This window comes from Sphingopyxis sp. YF1, assembly GCF_022701295.1.
GTDB lineage: Bacteria > Pseudomonadota > Alphaproteobacteria > Sphingomonadales > Sphingomonadaceae > Sphingopyxis.
The window spans coordinates 1,467,924-1,488,295 of record NZ_CP033204.1; the positions used below are offsets into that span (position 1 = coordinate 1,467,924).

At 64.8% G+C, this 20,372-nt stretch carries 18 protein-coding genes, 1 tRNA gene and 1 pseudogene; 8 read left to right on the forward strand and 12 right to left on the reverse strand.

Annotated features, from left to right (window positions below):
* Positions 1-300: 300 nt before the first annotated feature.
* The 6 genes and pseudogenes from EAO27_RS07120 to folK form a co-directional block, all read right to left on the reverse strand.
* Positions 301-3,816 carry a TonB-dependent receptor gene (locus EAO27_RS07120; protein ID WP_242778813.1) on the reverse strand — a complete coding sequence of 1,172 codons (3,516 nt, stop codon included), beginning with the start codon at positions 3,814-3,816 and terminating at the stop codon, positions 301-303.
* 36 nt (positions 3,817-3,852) lie between these two features.
* Entirely contained in the window at positions 3,853-4,809 is a 957-nt protein-coding gene (locus tag EAO27_RS07125) for a FecR domain-containing protein (protein ID WP_242778816.1), read from the reverse strand.
* On the reverse strand, positions 4,806-5,354 hold the full coding sequence (locus EAO27_RS07130; protein ID WP_242778819.1) for a sigma-70 family RNA polymerase sigma factor: 549 nt from the start codon (positions 5,352-5,354) through the stop codon (positions 4,806-4,808). The genes EAO27_RS07125 and EAO27_RS07130 overlap by 4 nt, the downstream gene beginning before the upstream one ends.
* A 178-nt stretch (positions 5,355-5,532) precedes the next feature.
* A pseudogene (locus EAO27_RS07135) lies at positions 5,533-5,637 on the reverse strand (arsenate reductase); the annotation flags it as partial.
* A 281-nt stretch (positions 5,638-5,918) separates the two neighbouring features.
* Positions 5,919-5,994: transfer RNA gene (locus EAO27_RS07140), tRNA-Lys, on the reverse strand.
* Positions 5,995-6,035: 41 nt separating this feature from the next.
* Positions 6,036-6,569 carry a 2-amino-4-hydroxy-6-hydroxymethyldihydropteridine diphosphokinase gene (folK, locus tag EAO27_RS07145; RefSeq protein WP_242778822.1) on the reverse strand — a complete coding sequence of 178 codons (534 nt, stop codon included), beginning with the start codon at positions 6,567-6,569 and terminating at the stop codon, positions 6,036-6,038.
* A 23-nt stretch (positions 6,570-6,592) separates the two neighbouring features.
* On the opposite strand from folK, the gene EAO27_RS07150 reads away from it, so the two are divergent.
* On the forward strand, positions 6,593-7,249 hold the full coding sequence (locus EAO27_RS07150) for a uracil-DNA glycosylase (protein ID WP_278190156.1): 657 nt from the start codon (positions 6,593-6,595) through the stop codon (positions 7,247-7,249).
* Between the two features lie 43 nt (positions 7,250-7,292).
* On the opposite strand, the gene EAO27_RS07155 is transcribed toward EAO27_RS07150, so the two are convergent.
* Both EAO27_RS07155 and EAO27_RS07160 read right to left on the reverse strand, forming a co-directional pair.
* Entirely contained in the window at positions 7,293-7,769 is a 477-nt protein-coding gene (locus EAO27_RS07155) for an RNA pyrophosphohydrolase (protein ID WP_242778828.1), read from the reverse strand.
* Positions 7,766-8,713, reverse strand: a complete 948-nt coding sequence (locus tag EAO27_RS07160) for an alpha/beta hydrolase (RefSeq protein WP_242778831.1) — start codon at positions 8,711-8,713, stop codon at positions 7,766-7,768. Before EAO27_RS07160 ends, EAO27_RS07155 begins: the two co-directional genes overlap by 4 nt.
* A 185-nt stretch (positions 8,714-8,898) precedes the next feature.
* Here EAO27_RS07160 and EAO27_RS07165 point away from each other — a divergent pair, with 185 nt between their 5' ends.
* From EAO27_RS07165 to EAO27_RS07185, 5 genes are all read left to right on the forward strand, one after another.
* On the forward strand, positions 8,899-10,761 hold the full coding sequence (locus EAO27_RS07165; protein WP_242778834.1) for a 2-oxoacid:acceptor oxidoreductase subunit alpha: 1,863 nt from the start codon (positions 8,899-8,901) through the stop codon (positions 10,759-10,761).
* Positions 10,762-10,794: 33 nt separating this feature from the next.
* A complete protein-coding gene (locus EAO27_RS07170; RefSeq protein ID WP_242778837.1) occupies positions 10,795-11,832 on the forward strand; it encodes a 2-oxoacid:ferredoxin oxidoreductase subunit beta in 1,038 nt (345 codons plus the stop codon).
* A 65-nt stretch (positions 11,833-11,897) separates the two neighbouring features.
* Positions 11,898-12,293, forward strand: coding sequence for a GxxExxY protein (locus EAO27_RS07175; RefSeq protein WP_242778840.1), 396 nt, complete (start codon positions 11,898-11,900; stop codon positions 12,291-12,293).
* 81 nt (positions 12,294-12,374) lie between these two features.
* Positions 12,375-13,331, forward strand: coding sequence for a metal-dependent hydrolase (locus EAO27_RS07180; RefSeq protein ID WP_242778843.1), 957 nt, complete (start codon positions 12,375-12,377; stop codon positions 13,329-13,331).
* Positions 13,328-14,704, forward strand: coding sequence for a deoxyribodipyrimidine photo-lyase (locus EAO27_RS07185; protein WP_242778846.1), 1,377 nt, complete (start codon positions 13,328-13,330; stop codon positions 14,702-14,704). Before EAO27_RS07180 ends, EAO27_RS07185 begins: the two co-directional genes overlap by 4 nt.
* On the opposite strand, the gene EAO27_RS07190 is transcribed toward EAO27_RS07185, so the two are convergent.
* Positions 14,694-15,107 (reverse strand): hypothetical protein, encoded by a 414-nt coding sequence (locus EAO27_RS07190; RefSeq protein WP_242778849.1) that lies wholly within the window; start codon positions 15,105-15,107, stop codon positions 14,694-14,696. The two genes, EAO27_RS07185 and EAO27_RS07190, sit on opposite strands and share 11 nt — an antisense overlap.
* 97 nt (positions 15,108-15,204) lie before the next feature.
* Here EAO27_RS07190 and EAO27_RS07195 point away from each other — a divergent pair, with 97 nt between their 5' ends.
* Positions 15,205-16,485: a cyclopropane-fatty-acyl-phospholipid synthase family protein gene (locus EAO27_RS07195; RefSeq protein WP_242780483.1), complete on the forward strand. Its 1,281-nt coding sequence runs from the start codon at positions 15,205-15,207 to the stop codon at positions 16,483-16,485.
* Between the two features lie 119 nt (positions 16,486-16,604).
* Positions 16,605-17,675 carry a serine hydrolase domain-containing protein gene (locus EAO27_RS07200; RefSeq protein WP_242778852.1) on the forward strand — a complete coding sequence of 357 codons (1,071 nt, stop codon included), beginning with the start codon at positions 16,605-16,607 and terminating at the stop codon, positions 17,673-17,675.
* A gap of 31 nt (positions 17,676-17,706) precedes the next feature.
* Here the strand turns inward: EAO27_RS07200 and EAO27_RS07205 are convergent, their stop codons facing one another.
* The 3 genes from EAO27_RS07205 to purF all read right to left on the reverse strand — a co-directional run bounded on the left by EAO27_RS07205 (position 17,707) and on the right by purF (position 20,360).
* Complete coding sequence (locus EAO27_RS07205) at positions 17,707-18,102, reverse strand: hypothetical protein (RefSeq protein ID WP_242778855.1); 396 nt, start codon at positions 18,100-18,102, stop codon at positions 17,707-17,709.
* A gap of 61 nt (positions 18,103-18,163) precedes the next feature.
* Positions 18,164-18,898, reverse strand: a complete 735-nt coding sequence (locus EAO27_RS07210) for an SDR family NAD(P)-dependent oxidoreductase (RefSeq protein ID WP_242778857.1) — start codon at positions 18,896-18,898, stop codon at positions 18,164-18,166.
* Positions 18,899-18,902: 4 nt separating this feature from the next.
* Positions 18,903-20,360, reverse strand: a complete 1,458-nt coding sequence (purF, locus tag EAO27_RS07215; RefSeq protein WP_242778861.1) for an amidophosphoribosyltransferase — start codon at positions 20,358-20,360, stop codon at positions 18,903-18,905.
* Positions 20,361-20,372: the final 12 nt, after the last annotated feature.

Below are 20,372 nucleotides of genomic sequence, written 5' to 3' on the forward strand. Positions count from 1 at the left end.
GGCGCCGCCATCTCCTGCGGTAGCACCTCGCTGACGAGCGCCGACAGTTGGAGATGTCGGCTAGGGGCGAGGGACCCGTGGAGAGGGAAGCGTGAGCTTTCGTCCGCCTGCCGCTCAGACGTTCGGACAGATAAGCGATCGGCTGTGCCCACGCGACAGGACGACCGGCGCTCGCTTGAAGTGGGGAAACTACGCTACAAAGCGGAAACTCGTCCTTTTCCTGAAACTCCTGCCGATGTTTGCTCGGGAGCAAGCAGACGTCGGCAGGAGTTTGTCCCCGGCGGGATGAGCAGAAAGGATTTAGAATTTCAACGACGCATTAAACCCGATGATGCGCGGGTCCGGTGTAAACACGTTGGTCGTCAGGCCATTGTCGTCGCTGTTCACGAAGAACCCCGTGATCGGCATCTTCTTGAACAGATTCTTGACATAGAGCTGAAAGCTGAGGTCCGATTCCGGCCGAGCCAGTGTCACCGCGACGTTCACATTGTCCCACGCCCGCAACCTGTCGAACTCGGTGTTGTAAACGCGGCCAAAGCTTTTCGACTGAAAATAATAGTCGCCGCGGAACGTCAGTTCCCAATCACCGCCTTCGAGGAAGAAAGTATATTGTGAACCGATATTTGCGGTCAGGCGCGGAGCGTTGGGCAGCTCATTCCCCTCAAGATCCGCATAGAACCCGCGACCACCATTGGGAGCCCCGCTCGATCCCCCGAGCCAGGCCTGCGGATTGGCGGGATCATAGGGCACCAGCGCTCCCACCTTTGCGGGATCATAAGGTGCCGTGGGGTCATAGGTAAAACCATAGGCCGGATTGATAAGCGCGTTCCCTCGGGTGGGATTCCAGTAATTGAGGCCAGTAACTCTGACGGGCCTCGCCGGATTCCAGCTGCCAAGACGGTCCGCACCCGGGCACAGGCTGGACAAAATAAGCGCCGTCTCGCCCGGCGTTTTGGGAATCAATCCCCCGGCATTCGCCTTCAATATCTGTTCGACATAGGCGCGCGGGGCGATGCAGTTGGACGGAACCTGTAGCCAGGGCCGCAAGACCACCCAATCGGGATCCCCCTGCGTCCGGTCCATCACGTCGATCGATTGCGCGCCCTTGCCCAATCGCGTCCGCAGATAGCCCAGATTGCCATCGACCCGAAACGCGCGCGACGGGCGCCATGCCGCTTCCAGTTCCAGTCCCCAACTCGTCGCATTGAAATTTTCATTATAGGCAATGCGATCAACGATCTGGGAAACCTGGAAATCCTTGTAATCATAGAAAAACCCGGTTGTGTTCAAGGTGAAGCGTCCACCGTCAAAGCTATGCTTCATGCCGATTTCCAAGGCATTGACATATTCCGGACGGAATGTTTGCGGCAGGAATTGAAACTGCACCACATTGGGGTTGAAATCGATTCTGGGCGGATTGACGCCGCCGCCCTTGTAGCCACGCGATATGGACGCATAGATCAGGCTGTCGTCGGTGAAGCTGATATCCGGCTTCCAATCGAGCACCGCGCGCCCGGTGAATTTCCCCCAGGACAGATTGATATCATCCTGAGCCGGATAGCCGCTGTTCACGCGCCCACCGGTGATATCGCCTATGTATTGCTTACCCAGTGCTGAATCGGGGCCGCCAGAAGCGATGACGCTAGGACTATTACGCCCCCCACCCAATAACAGTTGACTAGGAATTTGATCTGCTCGTTTCTTGTCCTTTGTATAACGAGCGCCAATCGTCAATTTCAGATCTTCGCTGATGTTCCAATATAGTTCGCCAAACATCGCTTTCGATTTTATGCGAACACCGTTCTGGCTGAGAAAATAATTGTGCCCCTGATTGTTCAGGCTGTCGATCGGATTGGTATCGACATAGGGGCACTCCCTATCTTCATTGCCCAATTCACAGGGTCGCAATATCCATCCATCCCCGGCATAACTAGGTGCCGCAGGTATAATGGGAGCTCTGCTAAATTCCCATTGAGCGACATAGGTGAACATATTGTTGAAAACATAATAATCATCTTGCGATTTGAAATCGAGATAATTGGCGCCGACCAGAAAATTCAATGGCCCATCGAAACTGGATTGCAGGCGGAATTCCTGAGACCATTGCCGATTCCTCGATCGGCTTAAATCCGCCGATACCATGCGATCGGAACAACCGAGTTGGTAATCGCAAAAAACACCACCCGGCGTCGGTCCCGGAAATTTTTCCAGATCAAGTGGCCTCGTACCTGAGTAAAGAGGGCCTGCAGATGAATCTGAAAACATCGGTTCGGTAACGAATCGGTTGTAGTCCTGTGACGAATAGAATCGATCGCGGGAATAAGCCGTTTGCGAGATAAATTGCAGGGTATCGGATGGCTTATATTCCCAGTTAAACTGGACGACATCATTTTTGGCGCGAAATATCGGGTCCCAATTGGATTCAATTTCACGCAAATTTCGCGATTGCGTACCGCCGCCCATCGGATCAGCGATGACCGCGGGTACAGGAATCTGCGTGAAGCGGCCCTCCAGCCGATTTCCAACCCGCATCGATGTGCTCGGGAAATAAAGATACACGAGCGCCGCGCTGTTGGGCTTTCCATAGGCCGCATCGTCATAAAGCGATCCCGGCAGGCACCCCTGGCTGATACGGCCGCGAAGCCCCGGGTCGGTAATTTCGACACTGCCAATTTTTGAAGCCCCCGGGTCGGGCGTGCACAATTGCTTGGCGGAGCGCGACCGATTGTCGTCTTCTTCGAAATGCTGCCAGATGACATTGGCCTTGAAGCGATCGCTCGGTTCCCACGCCAGAGTGGCACGGGTCGACCACAGGTCACGTCCGTTGATCCGCGTTCCGAAAAAGCTGTTATAATCAAAGCCATCGCGCTTGGTCATCATCCCCGCGACGCGGACCCCCAATGTATCGGAGATCGGCACGTTGAGCATCCCGCTCAGGCGCCTTGTTTCGAAACTGCCGGTCTCGCCCTTCAACTCGCCGCCAAAGGTCGGGCCGGGCAGGGCCGGAATCATGTTGACGACGCCGGCGGTCGCGTTGCGGCCGTACAGCGTGCCCTGCGGCCCGCGCAGCACCTCGACGCGATTGAGATCGAAAAACTCCGCTTCGAATAATCGGTTACGGACAAGCGGCGTCGAGTTGAAACTCACCGCCACCGCCGGATCGCTCGTTGCCGAGATCGACTGCGTCCCGATGCCGCGGATCGAGAAATTATACATCGAGAAATTGGTCTTGGTGAAGCTGACGTTCGGAACGGCGCGCAGCAGTTCAGGGCCGCCCTCGATCTTGCGATCGTCGAGCGCATCGCCCGACAAGGCCGTCATCGCGATCGGCACGTCGGTGATCTTCTCTTCCTTCCGCTGCGCCGTGACGATGATTTCGCTGTCACTTTCAATTGCAGGGCTGGCTGCGGCGGGCGGGGGTGCGTTTCCCTCGCGTGGCGGGGCGGCGGGCGCTGCGGGAACGACCGAATAGGTCTGTGCGCCGGTGCGCCGCGCGACCAGCCCGGTGCCGTCGAGCAAAACGGCCAGCGCACGCTCCACCGTCATCGCGCCGCGGACCGCATTGGCCCGCTTGTTCTGCGTATAACGCCGAGCGGCGACGATCTGGATATCGGCCTGCCGGCCGAGTTCGGCGATGCCGCTGGCGGCCGCCTGCGCTGGCACCTCGAACGCCTTGCTCTGCGCCGAAGCCGGGCTTGCCGCCGCGACCCAGACGATTGCCACCGATGCCAGAAGCGCGCCGCGCCCGATTCCATTCCCCATTCCGTCTCTCCCCTGACGGGCGCTTTTTTCGCCCCCGACCAGCAAGAGCCTCAAGTGCGCGATTTCCTTTTTCAGGCCGGGCAGATCGCCTCAACGATCGGGCGTGCCGATACGGATCTGCGTTGGCTCGGACAGGTCCACGGGCACGCCGAGGCTGACCTCGACGGCCTTGGCGAAACCCTCCGGATCGTCGGTTCGGAACACCCCGTCGAACCGCTCGCCAGCGATCGCCGGATCGCCGACGACGATCCGGCGCCGGTTGTAGCGGTTGAACTCGGCGGCGGCGGCGTCGAGCCGATCGCCGGCGAGGTCGATCTTGCCGTTGCGCCACGCGAGCGCGCGGTCGATCGCCGATGGCGCGGCGGGCGTTTCCGCGATCGCGGCATCGTCGGCAACGAAGGCGCGCGATCCCGCCGCCAGCCGCACGCGATGTCCCTCGGCCCCGTCGGCCCACACCTCGACCACACCTTCGGTGACCAGCACATGCGCGCCGCGGTCGCCGCGCCGTACCGAAAAGGCCGTGCCGACCGCGCGGATGCGCGCGCGCCCCGCCGCGACGACGAACGGCCGGTTGCTGTCGCTGGCGACCTGGAACCATGCCTCGCCCCGGTCGAGCCGCACGTCGCGCCCCGTCTCCGCCAGCCGCACCTCGATGGCGCTCGCGGTGTTGATCGCGGCGATCGAACCGTCACCCAGCGGCACCCGCCGGATTTCACCCACCGCCGTCGCGTAGCTGGTGCCGCCCGACAGCAGCGCGACCCCGGCGATCGACGCCGCGATCGCCGCGCCGCCGCCGGCGAGCAGCCCCCGGCGACTGAATCGCGGGGCAGGCGCGGCCCTGTCGCGCGACGCGGCATGCGCCGCAAACGGACGGTCGAGGGTCATCCATGCGGCCTGCGCGCGCAGCAAGGCGCCCGGATGCCGCGGGTCGCGGGCCAGCCAGGCGTCAAGCTCGTCCTCATTCGCATCGGACCAGTCGTCGCCATCCATCCGCGCGACATAGCGCGCAGCTTCGGCATCGATGTCCCCGGCGCGCCGATCCGTCATGCGCCGCCTCCTCCGCCCTCAAAGGCGGCAAGGCGCGCCGCACTCACCGCCTCGCCGTCGCGCCAGGCGCGCTGGACCGCCTGCACGCCCTGATGGATTTCATTTTCGACGATGCTCTCGCTGACCCCGAGCGCCGCCGCGATCTCGCGCTGCGAATAGCCTTCGAGCTTGCGCATCCGGACGATCCGGCCACGGCGCTCGGGCAAGGCGTCGATCAGCGCGAGCAGGCGCCGATAGTCGAGTCGGCTGCTCGCCTCGCGCTCGGGCGAAGGGCGGATATCGTCGCGATAGGCGTCGATCTCGGCGATCGCCTCGATCGGAACTACCCGCGCCCGGCGCAAGCGGCGGATGAGGAGATTGCGGGCGATCGAGAAAAAATAGGCATCGGGGCGGTCGATGTGATCGACGCTGTCGAGCGCCGCCAGCCGCGAATAGGATTCCTGGATCAACTCGTCGACATCCTCTTGCGACGCGCGGGCGCGGGCCAGCCAGGCACGCACGGCGGGTTCGTGGGGAATGACATGCTCGGTCACCCACGCGGCCATGCGGCGTCGCCGCTCGAACTTGGCGCCCTTCGTCGTGGGCTTCCCTCCCTCTCCCGAGATATTATCGTCTTGCGGTTTCAAGAGCCACCGGCGAGATTTTTCCTTTTTCGACCGCCAAAAATTATCGGACAGCGGGCAATCGCGCGTGGCAGGCTAAATGTTCAAATCCTGCGTGAGGCGGCGTGATACTGACGCGAGCGACCAGTTGTTCGAGCAACGCCCGCGACCGCGGCGTCTTCCGATATTCGATGACATGCGGTGCGATCCCGGCGTTGCGGATCATCGCGGAGCCTGTTGCGCGATGCGCCGCGCCTTTCACAAGGCGGCGGCAACATGAGGGGAGCGATGCGTCCGTTTTGCTCATTGCCAAGATGTGACGCGTTCGTGCGCTATGGCGTTCATCAAAAGCAGGGAATGAAAAACGCCATTGCTCTTGGAAGCAGGTTTGCAATGCAGCGTGATACATGGGTTCGAATTTTCCTGGCGTTCCACAGGGCGCCATTTCGCGTGCTCGCTTCCGGAAGGAAGTCAGCCGCACAGGTAATGCTACATCGTTGAATTATATGGTGAGCCCTGCTGGGTTCGAACCAGCGACCTACTGATTAAAAGTCAGTTGCTCTACCGACTGAGCTAAGGGCCCATCGCGGCGCCGGGGTGGCCGACGCGGGACAGGTCGCCGCCCTAGTGCGCCGATCCGCTGCGGTCAACCGGCTTTGCTTGCACCAGCCGCGCGGCGAGCTGGCGGATGCTGTGGCGGAGCAACGGATGACGCCAGCGCGGAACGATCGTGCGCAGCGGGCCGAGCACGAAGTCGCGTTCGGCCATCGCGGGATGCGGGATGGTCAGCGCGGGGTCGCTCCACGCGCCGCCCGACCACAGCAAGATGTCGAGGTCGAGCGTCCGTGCGCACCAGCGCTGCCCGGTGCGGCGGCCGAAGCTGGCCTCGATCGTCTGCAGCCGTTCGAGCAGGTCGGGCGGGGGCAGGGGCGAGGCAACGAGCGCGACCGCATTGGCGTAGCGGCGGCGCGAGGGACCGAGCGGCGCGCTCGCAATGATCGGGCTCGCGTCGACGGGTTCGATGTCGTCGCTTTCGAGCGCGGCGAGTGCGGCGAGCAGCACGCGGCGGGGGTCGCCGTGCCGGACATGGCGGCGGTTCGAGCCGAGACCGATGGCATAGAGAGCCAGCGGCGCGCGCGGGGGCGTTGCATCGTGCATGGTCCAGCGCCTATCGCAGGATGGTGGCGATTGACAGCCCCTTGCCCGGCACCGAGCCGCCGCGCGATTGCCCGCGCTGCCCGCGGCTCGTCGCGCTGCGCGGCGCGTGTCGGGCCGAGCATCCCGACTGGTGGAACGCGCCCGTCTACGCCTTCGGTGACCGCGATGCTTGGCTCGCCCTTGCCGGACTCGCGCCGGGCAAACATGGCGCGAACCGGACCGGTCGCCCCTTTACCGGCGATTATGCGGGCGACCTGCTGTTCGAAACGCTCGCCAATTTCGGGCTAAGCAGGGGGCATTATGATGCGCGCATCGACGACGGGCTGGCGCTCGACGGCGCGATCATCGTCAACAGCGTCAAATGCCTGCCGCCCCAGAACAAGCCGACGCCCGCGGAAATCGCCAATTGCCGACCCTTTTTCGAGGCGCAGATGGCGAGATTGCCCGGGTTGCGCGTCGTGATCGCGCTCGGGCGGATCGCGCACGACGCGGTGCTGCGCGCGGCGGGGCTCCGCCTTGCGGCGCACCCCTTTGCGCATGGCGCGGTGCACGAGCTGCCGGGCGGGCGCCGCCTCGTCGACAGCTATCATTGCTCGCGCTACAATACGAACACCGGGCGGCTGACTGCAGCGATGTTTGCCGAGGTGTTCCGCAAGGCTCTGGAACTGCGCGAAGTCTGAATAGCGTGCGCCCGTCATTGCGAGAAGCGTATGACGGGCTGGGCTATACCAGCGGTCCGAATTCCTCGACCAGTCCGCGATAAAGCACGCGCTTGAACGGAACGATCAGCTTTTCGATCTCGCCGAGTTCGGCCCAGCGCCAGGCGCGAAACTCCTGGTGTCTGGTGTGGATGTCGACGTCGCTGTCCTGCCCCATGAAACGCATCAGGAACCAGTGCTGGCGCTGGCCGCGATATTGGCCGCCCCACATCTTGCCGACCAGATGGTCGGGCAGGTCGTAGAAATATTCCTCGCGGCTGCGCGCGATGATCTCGACGAGCCCGCTGTGGATGCCCGTTTCCTCGCCGAGCTCGCGGATCGCCGCGGTTTCGGCATCCTCGCCCTCGTCGATCCCGCCCTGCGGCATCTGCCAGGCTTCGCTCGACGTATCGAGCCGCTGGCCGACGAAGACGCGGCCGTCGCGATTGGCGAGCATGACGCCCGCGCAGGGGCGATAGGGGAGTTTGCTGTGATCGATCATGCCGTGCGGGTAGCTTCGGCGACGATCGCTTTCAAGACGGCGAGCGCCCCGCGGATATCGTCCTTCGCGCTCGGGATGGCCTGCGACAGGTTGATATAGCCGTGGATCGTGCCGGCCCCTTCGCGATAGGTCGTCGCGACGCCTGCCTCGACCAGCTTGGCGGCATAGGCGCGTCCCTGGTCGCGCAGCGGATCGAGTCCGGCGGTCACCAGCAGCGTCGGCGGCAGCCCTTCGGCGGGGAAATCGAGCGGCGACGCGCGATAGTCGGCGGGGTCGGCGGCATATTGATTGCCGAACCACGTCATGCTGCCCTCGGTCAGCAGATGGCCTTCGCCGAAATCGCGGTAGCTCTGCCAGTCATTGTGCGTCGTGACCGCCGGATAGATCGGATGGATCGCGATCACCGGCTTCGATGCCGGATTGTCGCGCAGCGTCAGTGCGGTGACGATCGTCAGATTGCCGCCCGCGCTCTCGCCCGCGAGCACAAGGCCCGTGCACGGGATATTGTCGGCGACCCAGCGCGTCGCTGCCTCGCAATCCTCCGGTGCGGCGGGGAAGGGGTGTTCGGGGGCGAGGCGGTAATCGACCGCGATGACCGGCATGTCGAGCTGGCGCGCGGCTTCGGCGCACCAGCCGTCGTGCGTGTTCAGGTCGCCGATCACCCAGCCGCCGCCATGATAGAAGACCAGCACCGGACCGGTTTCGCGGTCGGGGCGATTGTCATAGAGTCGGATGGCGATGTCGCCCGCGGGGCCGGGGATGGTCCGGTCCTCGACCTTGGCGACCTCGCCGCGCGGGCTGTCGGCCATCTGCGCCATCGCGCGGAACATTTCGCGCGCGCCGTCGGCGGGGAGGTCTTCCGTCTTCGGGCCGTCCTGCGCGTTCAGGAAGGCCAGAAATGCCGCCACGTCGGGGCGCGTATAATGGGTGGTGCCGTCGCTCATCCTGCTCATCCCTCATTATGTTGTCGTGTCCGCTATTCGGCATCGACGATGCAAATTCAATCGCGAATCGAAACCGATCGTGCTTTCCTGCTTTGCGGCGCACAATTTTTTCTGAATTGCGGCAATGCGCGCACAGGCCTAGGCCAGCATCACAGGTTCGCAAGATTCAAAGGCAGACAGATAAAATGGCGACAGCGGTAGAGGACCGGGCCGACGATCGGCAGTCCCCCCTTTCGGATGCAGTGGTAGTCAGATTTGCAGGCGACAGTGGCGACGGGATGCAGCTGACCGGCGGTCAGTTCACCCTTTCGTCGGCGCTCGCGGGTAACGACTTCGCGACCTTCCCCGACTTTCCCGCCGAAATCCGCGCGCCGCAGGGCACGTTGTTCGGCGTCTCGGCGTTCCAGATCAATTTCGGTTCCTCGGCGATCGACACCGCGGGCGATGCGCCCGACGTGCTCGTCGCGATGAACCCAGCGGCGCTCAAGACCAATGTGCCGCAGCTGAAGCAGGGCGGGCTGATCATCGCCGACGAGGGCGAGTTCAACGACCGCAACCTCGCCAAGGCGAAATATGACGCCAACCCGCTCGAGGACGGCAGCCTCGCCAAATGGCAGCTCCTGAAGCTCAACATCAGCCAGCTCACCATGGACGCGGTCAAGCCCTTCGGGCTCGGCAACAAGGAGGCGCTGCGCTGCAAGAATATGTGGACGCTGGGGCTCGCGCTCTGGATGTTCGACCGCGACCGCCAGCCGCTGATCGACTGGCTGAATGGCAAGTTCGCCAAGGATCCGAACCTCGCCGCCGCCAACGTCGCCGCGCTCAACGCAGGTCACGCCTACGGCGAGACCGCCGAACTCGCGGGCCCGCTCAAGCAGCATCATGTCGATCCCGCGCCGGTCGCACCCGGCCTCTATCGCACGCTGACCGGCGCCGAGGGCATCGCGCTGGGCCTCGTCGCGGGCGCGCAGCTCGCGAAGCTGCCGATGTTCTTCGGCGGCTATCCGATCACCCCGGCGTCGGCGATCCTGCATCATTTGTCGCGGCTCAAGGAATATGACGTCACGACCTTCCAGGCCGAGGACGAGATCGCGGCGATCTGTTCGGCGATCGGCGCGAGCTATGCGGGCTCGCTCGGCGTCACCAGCTCGTCGGGGCCGGGTATCGCGCTCAAGGGCGAGGCGATGGGGCTTGCGATCATGACCGAGTTGCCGCTCGTCATCGTCAATTCGCAGCGCGGCGGCCCCTCGACGGGGCTCCCGACCAAGACCGAGCAGTCGGACCTCTATCAGGCGGTCTATGGCCGCAACGGCGACGCGCCGATGCCGGTGATCGCCGCGCGCTCGCCGGGCGACGCGTTCGAATGCGCGATCGAGGCGTGCCGTATCGCGGTCCAGTACATGACCCCGGTGATGCTGCTCACCGACGGCTATATCGCCAATGCCGCCGAACCATGGGCGGTCCCCGACCTGACGACCTACGACGCCTTCCCGGTGCAATTCCTCACCGAGGTGCCCGAGGGCGGCTTCAAGCCCTACGGCCGCGACGAAAAGCTCGCGCGCCCGTGGGTCAGGCCCGGCACCCCCGGCCTGCTCCACCGCATCGGCGGGATCGAGAAGGAAGTCGACACCGGCCACATCAACTATGCGCCCGCCAATCACCAGGCGATGACCGACATCCGCAAGGACAAGATCGACGGCATCAAGGTCCCCGACCAGATCGTCGAACTCGGCGCCGAAGGCGGCAAGCTCGCGGTGGTCGGCTGGGGTTCGACCTTCGGCCCGATCCATCAGGCGGTGCGGAGGAAGCGCGCCGAGGGCAAGGATGTCAGCCACGTCCACATCCGCCACATCTGGCCGCTCCCTGCCAACCTCGGCGAGCTGCTCAAGAGCTATGACAAGGTGATCGTGCCCGAAATGAACACCGGACAGCTCAAGACCGTGCTGCGCGACCAGTATCTGGTCGACGCCAAGCCCGTGAACAAGGTGTCGGGCCAGCCCTTCACCATCGCCGAGATCGAAGCCGCCATCGAAGAGGCGCTGGGCTGACGCGGCAGCGTTGTTGCCCCGAGAGGATATGCAATGAACGAAATGACCACCATCGCGCGCACGACGACGCTCAAGGATTGGGAAACCGATCAGGAAGTCCGCTGGTGTCCCGGCTGCGGCGACTATGCGATCCTGAAGGCGGTGCAGCGGACGATGCCGGAGATCGGCACCGCGCCCGAGAATACCGTGTTCATCAGCGGCATCGGCTGCTCGTCGCGCTTCCCCTATTATATGGAAACCTATGGCTTCCACACGATTCACGGCCGCGCCCCGGCGTTCGCGACGGGGCTGAAGCTCGCCAATCCGGACCTCGACGTGTGGATCGTCACCGGTGACGGCGACGGGCTGTCGATCGGCGGCAACCACACGATGCACCTGATCCGCCGCAATCTCGATTGCCAGATCATGCTGTTCAACAACGAGATATACGGCCTGACCAAGGGGCAATATTCGCCGACCAGTCGCGTCGGCACCAACAGCCCCTCGACCCCCTACGGCTCGGTCGACCGCCCGGCGCAGCCCGCCGCCTTCGCGCTCGGCGCGGGGGCGCGCTTCGTCGCGCGCGGTTTCGACGTGTCGAAAAAACTGCCCGACGTGCTCAAGGCGGCGCATGCCCACAAGGGCGCGGCCTTCATCGAGATTTTCCAGAACTGCATCGTCTACAACAAGGATGTGTTCGAGGATTTCGCCGCGCCCAAGGGCGCCGAGGATCGCCAGCTCTGGCTGGAAAATGGCGAGCCCATGCTGTTCGCCAAGGGCACCAAGGGCATCGCGCTCGACAAGGACGAACTGCATTTGAAGGTCGTCGACGTGGAGGGCGGCGACTGGCAGTCGGCGGGCGTGATCGTCCATGACGTCACCAACCGCAGCGTCGCGCACATGCTCGTCGAAATGCGCTTCGGCGAGTTTCCGATGGCGCTCGGCGTGCTCTACGACGACCCGCGCCCGACCTTCGAGGCCGATGTGTGGCGCCAGAACAAGGCGGCCGCCGAGGGCAAGACCGCCGACCTCCAGGGGCTGCTCAAGAAGGGGCAGACGTGGACGGTGACCGAGGGCGGTCCCGAACTGTAGCGTCGCGCGCGAAAAGTTTCGCGCAAAGACGCAAAGACGCAAAGACACGAAGAAGGGGGTGGGGGTTGCCGGCCGACATCGAGTCCTTGGCGAATGTCGCGGTCGATTGCGGTTTTCATATCCAACGCGACATCGGGCCGGGGTTGCTCGAATCGGCTTACGAATTGCTACTGGCTGAAAGCCTTGCCTCGCGAGGATTGTCGGTCGAGCGTCAGGTTTCGGTTCCGCTCAGCGCCAATGGCATTGTCATCGACAATGCCTTTCGAGCCGATTTGATCATCGAGCGAACGCTGCTCATCGAAATCAAATCGACCGAGCAGCACGCCCCTGTTCATGCGAAGCAGCTACTCACCTATCTGCGACTGATGCGCTTGCCGCTTGGATTGCTCATGAATTTCGGTACGGCCACCTTCAAGGAAGGCGTTCGCCGCGTCGTGAACAACTATGCCCCAGGTACCTGATTTTCCTTTCTTCTTTGTGTCTTTGCGTCTTTGCGCGAAACAGTTTCTTCTTCTTCTTTTTATTCTCCAGCGGCAGAAATTATGGACAATCTGACCCACAGCCTCGTCGGCGGCGTCCTCGGCCAGATGGGGCTCAAGAAGAAGACCGGTCTCGCGGTCCCGACGCTGATCCTTGCGGCAAACCTGCCCGATATCGACGCGACCTGCGCCATCTACGGTATCGAGTCGCTGTCGATGCGGCGCGGGATCACCCATGGGCCGCTCGCGCTGCTGATCCTGCCGCTGCTCCTGTGGGCGCTGATGCTCGCCTTCGACCGCTGGCAAGCGCGACGCGGCAAGCGGCCGGCGGATCGCCTGCCGGTGCACAAGGGCTGGCTGCTCGCGCTTGCCTATATCGGCTGTCTCAGCCATCCGGCGCTCGACTGGCTCAACAATTACGGCATCCGCCTGCTTGAACCGTTCAGTCCCCGCTGGTTCTATGGCGACAGCATCTTCATCATCGACCTGTGGATCTGGATCGCGCTCGGCCTGTCGATCTGGCTTTCGCTGCGGCGTGAGCGGGCGCGGGTCGCGGCGTGGACGCGGCCCGCGTGGGTCGGTTTCACCGCCGTGTGCGGCTATATCCTGTTCAACGGCGCGATCACCGGGACTGCCGAACGCGAGATCGCCGCGGTGCTGCGCGGAGCGGGGCATGCCGACGCGCTCGTCGTCGCCAGCCCGCCACCGCTGACCTTCTGGAAACGCGACGCCTTCTGGCGCACCGCCGACCGGTACGGCAGCGCGAGCTTCGATCTCGGCGCGGGGGGCGACGTCGATATCAGCGGGCATCCGACAGGAATGGACGACCCGCGGCTCGCCACCTGGGTCAAGGCCGACCCGGCGGCGCGCGCCTTTCTCTTCTGGGCGCGGATGCCGGTCGCCGAGGCCGATGGCGACGCGATCCGCCTGCGCGACCAGCGTTTCATGCACCCGCTCGCGCGCGACCGCTTCATGGTGCGCGTCACCGCTCCCGACACCGCGACCCATCCGCCCGAATGAGCGCCCCCGTCATCGTCTGGCTGCGCCGCGACCTGCGGCTTTCGGATCAGGCGGCGTTTGCGGCCGCGGCGGCGGCGGGACCGGTGATTCCGGTCTATGTCCTCGACGACGACACGCCACAGCATCGTGCGATGGGCGCCGCCTCGCGCTGGTGGCTGCATCACAGCCTCGCGGCGCTCGATGCCGACCTGCGTGCGGCGGGATCGCGCCTCATCCTGCGCCGCGGCCGGTGCGACGCGCAACTCGCGCGGATTGCGGAGGAATGCGGCGCCGGGCAGGTGCATTGCCTGCGCCATTACGAACCCTGGTGGCGGAACGCCGAGCGTGCGGTCGCGAAACGGCTCGACCTCCTGCGTCACGACGGCAATTACCTCGCCCCGCCCGGATCGGTCACGACGGGCAGCGGCCTGCCGTACAAGATTTTCACGCCCTTCTGGCGTGCGCTGCACGAGCGCATGCCGCCGCTGCCCGCGTGTGGTGATCTGCCTGCAATGGCTGCGCCGGACGCGTGGCCGGCGTCGGATGCGCTCGCCGACTGGGACCTGCTGCCGGTGAAGCCCGACTGGGCCGGCGGCCTCGCTGCCGAATGGGCGCCGGGCGAGGCGGGCGCGCGCGGGCGCCTCGCCGATTTCGCGCACGTCGCCGCCGATTATGGCGACCGCCGGAACCTCCCGTCGGAGGAGGGATGCTCGCGGCTTTCGGCGCATCTCCATTTCGGCGAGATTTCGCCCGCGGCGGTCTGGCACGGCGTTGCCGATGCCGGGGGCTCGGTCGATGTCTTTCTGTCGGAGGTCGGCTGGCGCGACTATGCCCAGAATGTGATCCTGCAATTCCCCGATTATGGCGGACGCAACGCGCGCGAGGCGTTCGATGCCTTTCCATGGCGCAATGGCGATGCCGCCGACGCCGATCTTGCGGCCTGGCAGCGGGGCCGCACCGGCTATCCGGTCGTCGATGCCGGGATGCGCCAGCTCTGGGCCACCGGATGGATGCACAATCGCGTGCGGATGATCGCGGCGAGTTTCCTGATCAAGCATCTGCTGATCGACTGGCGCCGCGGCGAACAATGGTTCTGGGACACGCTGGTCGACGCCGATTATGCCAATAATGCGGTCAACTGGCAGTGGGTCGCGGGCACGGGGATCGATTCGAACATGTTCCCGCGCATCATGGCGCCGCTCGTCCAGTCGGAGAAATTCGACGCGGCCGCCTATGTCCGCACATGGGTGCCGGAACTCGCGCATCTGGATGATGCCGTCATACACGATCCCGACGCCCACGGCGTGCGCCCGCCCGCCTATCCCGCAAAACGCATCGGCCACCGTGAGGCGCGCGAGCGCGCGCTGGCGGCCTATGCCGCGATCAGAGGGTGAAGCGCGGCCGCGCGAGGGGGATGGCGATGGCCGCGGCAACGACCGGCAGCACGACAGCGGCGATCACCATCCACGCCGGATGCGGGAACATCATGGTGGTCACGACGCTCAACGCGACCATGATCGCGCCGATGATCCAGGCGTAGAGCGGTTTCCGGCCGATTTTGGCGGCGACCACGCTTCCCGCCAGCGCGCCGCAGAACCACGCCGCAACGACCGCGACCTTGGCGCCTGTCGGGATCAGCTCCATCAGCCGGGCCTGGTTGTCGGGATCGGTGGGGTCGATGCCGGGCGGCGGCGGAAACAGCATATGGCCGAGCATCTCGAACAGGATGACGATGGCGCCGGCGGCAAAAACGCCCGCTCCAACCGCGACGACCGCGCGAACGATCGGATTTTTCATATGCGACCCTCCCGCGGGCAGGGTAATCATGTCGGCGGGTGACGGCAACGGCATATGGCGGATTGCGCTTTAACCTTCCTTGCGCGACAAGATGATTATGAACACGCATGTCAGTCGGAAGCGCGGCGGCGAATTGCTTCAGGCGGACCGGGCCTTTCGCTCGGGCGGGTTCGTTGCGCGCCTGATGGCGCATGCGCCCGCTGCCTTTTTTCACCGGCGGCTCGACCGCATCGACGCGGGGCTCGATTTCGGGACGCTCGAAGGGCATCTGCCCGACGGCAGCGTCCGTATCCTCGGCGGGCGGGGCAAGGGCCCCGTCGCGGTCGTCCATGTGCACAGCTGGGCCGCGCTCGTCCGTCTCGCGCTGTCGGGATCGGTCGGCTGGTACCGCGCGTGGGACCGCGGCGAATGGTCGTCGTCCGACCCGGTGCCGCTGTTCGACCTGTTCATGCGCAACGGCGAGACGCTGGGCAATGCCGGCCGTTCGCGCGGGCCGTGGCGCTGGGCAAACCGCGCGGCGCATTTCCTCAATCGCAACAGCCGCAACGGCGCGAAGCGGAACATCCACGCCCATTATGATTTGGGCAATGATTTCTATCGCTTGTGGCTCGATGCCGGCATGAATTATTCGAGCGCATTGTTCGCCGATCCGGGGCAGTCGCTCGAAGAAGCGCAGGCGACGAAACTCGACGCGATCCTCGACCGGCTCGATTTGCGCTCGGGAAGCCGGCTGCTCGAAATCGGATGCGGCTGGGGGGCGCTGGCCGAGCGCGCGGTCGAGCGTCACGACGTGCTCTATACCGGCATCACTTTGTCCCCGGCGCAGGCCGAGGTGGCCGACGCGCGGCTCGCGGCGGTCGACCTGTCGGGACGCGGCGCGATCGAATTGTGCGACTATCGCGACGCGCGGGGCCCTTATGACGCGATCGCCAGCGTCGAGATGGTCGAGGCGGTGGGGCAGGCCTATTGGCCCGCCTATCTCGACGCGATCGCGCGGCTCCTGCGCCCCGGCGGTCGTGCCGCGATCCAGTATATCTCGATCAACGACGCGCTGTTCGAGCGTTATGCCGCGAGCAGCGACTTCATCCAGGCCTATGTCTTCCCGGGTGGTTGCCTGATCTCCGAAAGCCGCTTTCGCGCCCTCGCCGAGGCGCGCGGGCTCGCGTGGCGCGACCAGCGGCGTTTTGGCCGCGATTATGCCGAAACGCTGCGGCTCTGGCGCGAACGCTTCGACGCGGCGGTCGCCGCGGATCAGCTGCCCCCGGGCTTCGACGAGCGCTTTGTCCGGCTCTGGCGCTACTATCTGCAATATTGCGAGGGTGGTTTTCGCGGCGGCGGCATCGACGTCGCGCAGGTTACGCTCGAAAAAACAATCTGAAAACAAAGAGGGAGAGGGTGAAGATGCGAAGACTTCTGGCGGCCGCGCTATTGTGCGCCACGGCGGGATGCACGTCCCCCGCGCAACCGACGAACGACACGCTGCCAAAGGATCTCAATGTGCTCTTCTGGACCCAGGACCAACGCGACGCAGCCTTCCGCACGATGGAAACGGTTCCCAAGGTCGTCGTCAACACCGTCGCGGCGGGGGGCACCGTCTATCCCCTGCCGCAGGGCAAGCCGCTCGACGTGGGCAGCGACGTCGACGCCTATATGGCGAAGCAGCGCAATGCCGGGCTGATCATCCTCCAGGACGGCAAGATCCGGCTCGAGAAATATGCGCTGGGTTACGGCGCGGCGGGGCGCTGGACGAGCTTTTCGGTCGCGAAGAGCTTTACCTCGACGCTCGTCGGCGCTGCGGTGAAGGACGGCTATATCAAGAGCCTCGACGACAAGGTCACCGCCTATATCCCCGGGCTCAAGGGCTCGGCCTATGACGATGTGTCGGTGAAGCAGCTGCTGACGATGACCTCGGGCGTCAAATGGAACGAGGATTATACCGATCCCAAATCCGACGTTGCGCAGTTCAACCTGCAGAAGCCCGTCGCGGGCGAGGATATCACCGTCAGCTATATGAAGACCTTGCCGCGCGAAGCGCCCGCCGGGTCGAAGTGGGTGTACAAGACGGGCGAGACCAATCTGATCGGCGTGCTGGTGTCGAGCGCGACCGGCAAGACGCTGTCAGCCTATCTGTCCGAAAAGGTCTGGAAACCCTTCGGCATGGAGCAGGATGCGGTGTGGATGCTCGGGCCGACGGGGCACGAGATCAGCGGTTGCTGCATGTCGGCGAGCCTCAAGGATTATGCGCGTTTCGGCCAGTTCATCCTCAATGGCGGGGTCGCCGGCGGGGTCAAGGTGCTGCCCGACGACTGGCTCGCGTCGGCGACGACCAAGCAGGCGGGCATCGACATTCCCGGCCGCGGCTACGGCTATCAATGGTGGACCAACGACGATGGCAGCTTCGCCGCGCAGGGCATTTTCGGGCAGGGCATCTTCATCGATTCCAAGCGCAAGCTGGTGATCGCGTCGAACGGCAACTGGCCGACCGCGACCGATCCCGAAGGCGTCGGCGCTGCGCGCGAGGCCTTTTACAAGTCGGTGCAGGCGGCGGTCGACAGGGAAACCAGATAGCGTCCCGCCCGGGTAGCGGAGCCGGCGGCGGTCAGGCCGTCGCTGGCACCGCGGTTCCCGTCGCGCGCTGGGCGAGCGCCGCGGCGGCGACCGGCACGACGAGCGCGAGTGCCATGATCCACCAGGCGTCGGCGAGCGTCGCGGCGCGGTAGAAGGCGGCGCCGATCACCGCGCCGGCGACGACCCAGCCCGGGCCGCTGCCCCCCGATACGCGCATCGCCAGCCAGCCGCCCGCAAAGGTGCCGACGAACCAGCCGACGATCAGCGCGATCGTCGAGCCGATCGGGATCAGCACCTCGCCGGTCGCGGGGTCATATTCGTCGGGGGTCAGGTTGCTGCCGGCATATTGGAACAGCCAGACGAGCCCGAAGGCCACGACGATGCCGACCACGGCGGCAATCGCGGATCGCAGGATAGTGGTTTTCATTCCGATGCCTTTGCGAAAACGGGATTATGCCTGCAATTGGCACAGTTTTGCAAAGATCGCGTTAAGCGTCCGCCATCACCTTGGGCAGTTCGTGGAACGCCGTGCTGTCGAACCCGTCGACCATCAGCTGCGCGACGAAAGCGCCGACCGCGGCGGGATCCTTGATGCTCTGCGGATCCTCGCCCGGATAGGCGCGCGCGCGCATCGCGGTGCGCGTCGCACCCGGGTTGAGGATCGCGGTGCGCAGCGTCGAAATATTGCGCATTTCGGCGCCATAGCTCGTCACCAGCGTCTCGAACGCCGCCTTCGAAGCCGCATAGGCCCCCCAATAGGCGCGCGGCTCGCGCGCGACGCTGCTCGACAGCGCGAGCAGGCGCCCCTTCGCGGCGCGGCGCAGCAGCGGGTCGAAATTGGCGATCAGCGCCTGCTGCGCGATCAGGTTCAGCGTCAGCAGGCGGTTGAATTCCTTGCCGTCGATCGCGGCGACCGGGGTCAGCGTGCCGAGCATCGCGGCGTTGAGCACGAGCATGTCGAGATGCTGCCAGCGCTCGGCCATCGCGCTCGCGAGCCGCGCGATGCTGTCGCCGTCGGTCAGGTCGAGCGGCGCGATCGTCGCGCTGCCCCCGGCGGCGTGGATGCGATCCTCGAGTTCCTCGAGCCCGCCCGGGGTGCGCGCGGTGATCACGACATGCGCGCCGCGTGCCGCCAGCGCTTCGGCGATTGCTTCGCCGATGCCGCGGCTCGCCCCGGTGACGAGCGCGACCTGCCCCGCCAGTTCTTCCGATTTTATGTACATGATGTCAGACAACCCGTTCGGCGAGCAGGGAAAATTGATCGTCGACGCTGTTCTCGTCGAAATCGGTCAGCGTCGTCGGATAATCGCCGGTGAAGCAGGCGTCGCAATATTGCGGCCCGGCGTCGATGCGTTCGGCTTCGCCCAGCGCGCGATAGAGGCCATCGATCGTTAGGAAGGCGAGGCTGTCGGCGTTGATGAAGTTCGCCATCTGGCCGACGGTCATCTGCGCGGCGAGCAGTTTCGCGCGCTCGGGCGTGTCGACGCCATAGAAGCAGCTGTGCTGGGTCGGCGGGCTGGCGATCCGCATATGCACCTCGGCCGCGCCGGCATCGCGCATCATCTGCACGATCTTGAGGCTCGTCGTGCCGCGCACGATCGAATCGTCGATCAGGACGACCCGCTTGCCCGCGATCAGCGCCTTGTTCGCATTATGCTTCAGCTTGACGCCCAGGTGGCGGACCTTGTCGCCCGGCTGGATGAAGGTGCGCCCGACATAGTGCGAGCGGATGATCCCGAGTTCGAAGGGGATTCCCGATTCCTGCGCATAGCCGATCGCGGCGGGCGTGCCCGAATCGGGGACGGGGATGACGAGGTCGGCCTCGACGCCGTTTTCGCGCGCGAGTTCGGCGCCGATCGCCTTGCGCACCGAATAGACGCTGGTGCCGTCGACGATCGTGTCGGGGCGCGAGAAATAGACATATTCGAAGATGCACGGGCGCGCCGCGCGTTCGGCAAAGGGGCGGTGCGACGTGAGCTGGCCGTCGCGGATGATCACCAGCTCGCCCGGATCGACCGAGCGCACGAACTGCGCGCCGACGACATCGAGCGCCACCGATTCGGACGCGAAGATGAAGGCATCGTTGAGCTTGCCGATCACCAGCGGGCGGATGCCGAGCGGATCGCGGCAGCCGATCATGCCTTCGGCGGTCAGGCAGATCAGCGAATAGGCGCCCTCGACCTGCTTCAACGCGTCGATGAAGCGGTCGAGCAGGGTGCGATAGTTCGACGTCGCGACGAGGTGGATGATCACTTCGGTGTCGCTGGTCGACTGGAAGATCGACCCGCGGCGGACGAGAATCTTCTTCAGCGCCGTCGCGTTCGAGATATTGCCGTTGTGCGCGATCGCGAACCCGCCGGTCGACAGGTCGGCGAACAGCGGCTGGACGTTGCGCAGCGCGGTCTCGCCCGTCGTCGAATAGCGGACATGGCCGACCGCCGAGGGCCCGGCGAGCTGGCGCATGATGTCGTCGCGGTCGAAATTACCCGCGACATGGCCCATCGCGCGGTGCGTATGGAAATCCCTGCCGTCGAAGGCAGTGATTCCCGCGGCCTCCTGGCCGCGGTGCTGGAGCGCATGGAGCCCCAGTGCCACGACGGCTGCGGCGCTGTCCGCGCCATGAATACCAAAGACGCCGCACTCCTCGCGGAGCTTGTCGTCGTCGAACGGGTGTGTGGTGAGCATCGGGGTCCAGCT

Coding starts and splice junctions, on each gene's coding strand:
- EAO27_RS07125 (WP_242778816.1), bottom strand. CDS start 4,809: ATGACGGATCGGCGCGCCGGGGACATCGATGCCGAAGCTGCGCGCTAT.
- EAO27_RS07130 (WP_242778819.1), bottom strand. CDS start 5,354: ATGGCCGCGTGGGTGACCGAGCATGTCATTCCCCACGAACCCGCCGTG.
- folK (WP_242778822.1), bottom strand. CDS start 6,569: ATGCACGATGCAACGCCCCCGCGCGCGCCGCTGGCTCTCTATGCCATC.
- EAO27_RS07155 (WP_242778828.1), bottom strand. CDS start 7,769: ATGATCGATCACAGCAAACTCCCCTATCGCCCCTGCGCGGGCGTCATG.
- EAO27_RS07160 (WP_242778831.1), bottom strand. CDS start 8,713: ATGAGCGACGGCACCACCCATTATACGCGCCCCGACGTGGCGGCATTT.
- EAO27_RS07165 (WP_242778834.1), top strand. CDS start 8,899: ATGGCGACAGCGGTAGAGGACCGGGCCGACGATCGGCAGTCCCCCCTT.
- EAO27_RS07170 (WP_242778837.1), top strand. CDS start 10,795: ATGAACGAAATGACCACCATCGCGCGCACGACGACGCTCAAGGATTGG.
- EAO27_RS07180 (WP_242778843.1), top strand. CDS start 12,375: ATGGACAATCTGACCCACAGCCTCGTCGGCGGCGTCCTCGGCCAGATG.
- EAO27_RS07185 (WP_242778846.1), top strand. CDS start 13,328: ATGAGCGCCCCCGTCATCGTCTGGCTGCGCCGCGACCTGCGGCTTTCG.
- EAO27_RS07190 (WP_242778849.1), bottom strand. CDS start 15,107: ATGAAAAATCCGATCGTTCGCGCGGTCGTCGCGGTTGGAGCGGGCGTT.
- EAO27_RS07195 (WP_242780483.1), top strand. CDS start 15,205: ATGAACACGCATGTCAGTCGGAAGCGCGGCGGCGAATTGCTTCAGGCG.
- EAO27_RS07205 (WP_242778855.1), bottom strand. CDS start 18,102: ATGAAAACCACTATCCTGCGATCCGCGATTGCCGCCGTGGTCGGCATC.
- EAO27_RS07210 (WP_242778857.1), bottom strand. CDS start 18,898: ATGTACATAAAATCGGAAGAACTGGCGGGGCAGGTCGCGCTCGTCACC.
- purF (WP_242778861.1), bottom strand. CDS start 20,360: ATGCTCACCACACACCCGTTCGACGACGACAAGCTCCGCGAGGAGTGC.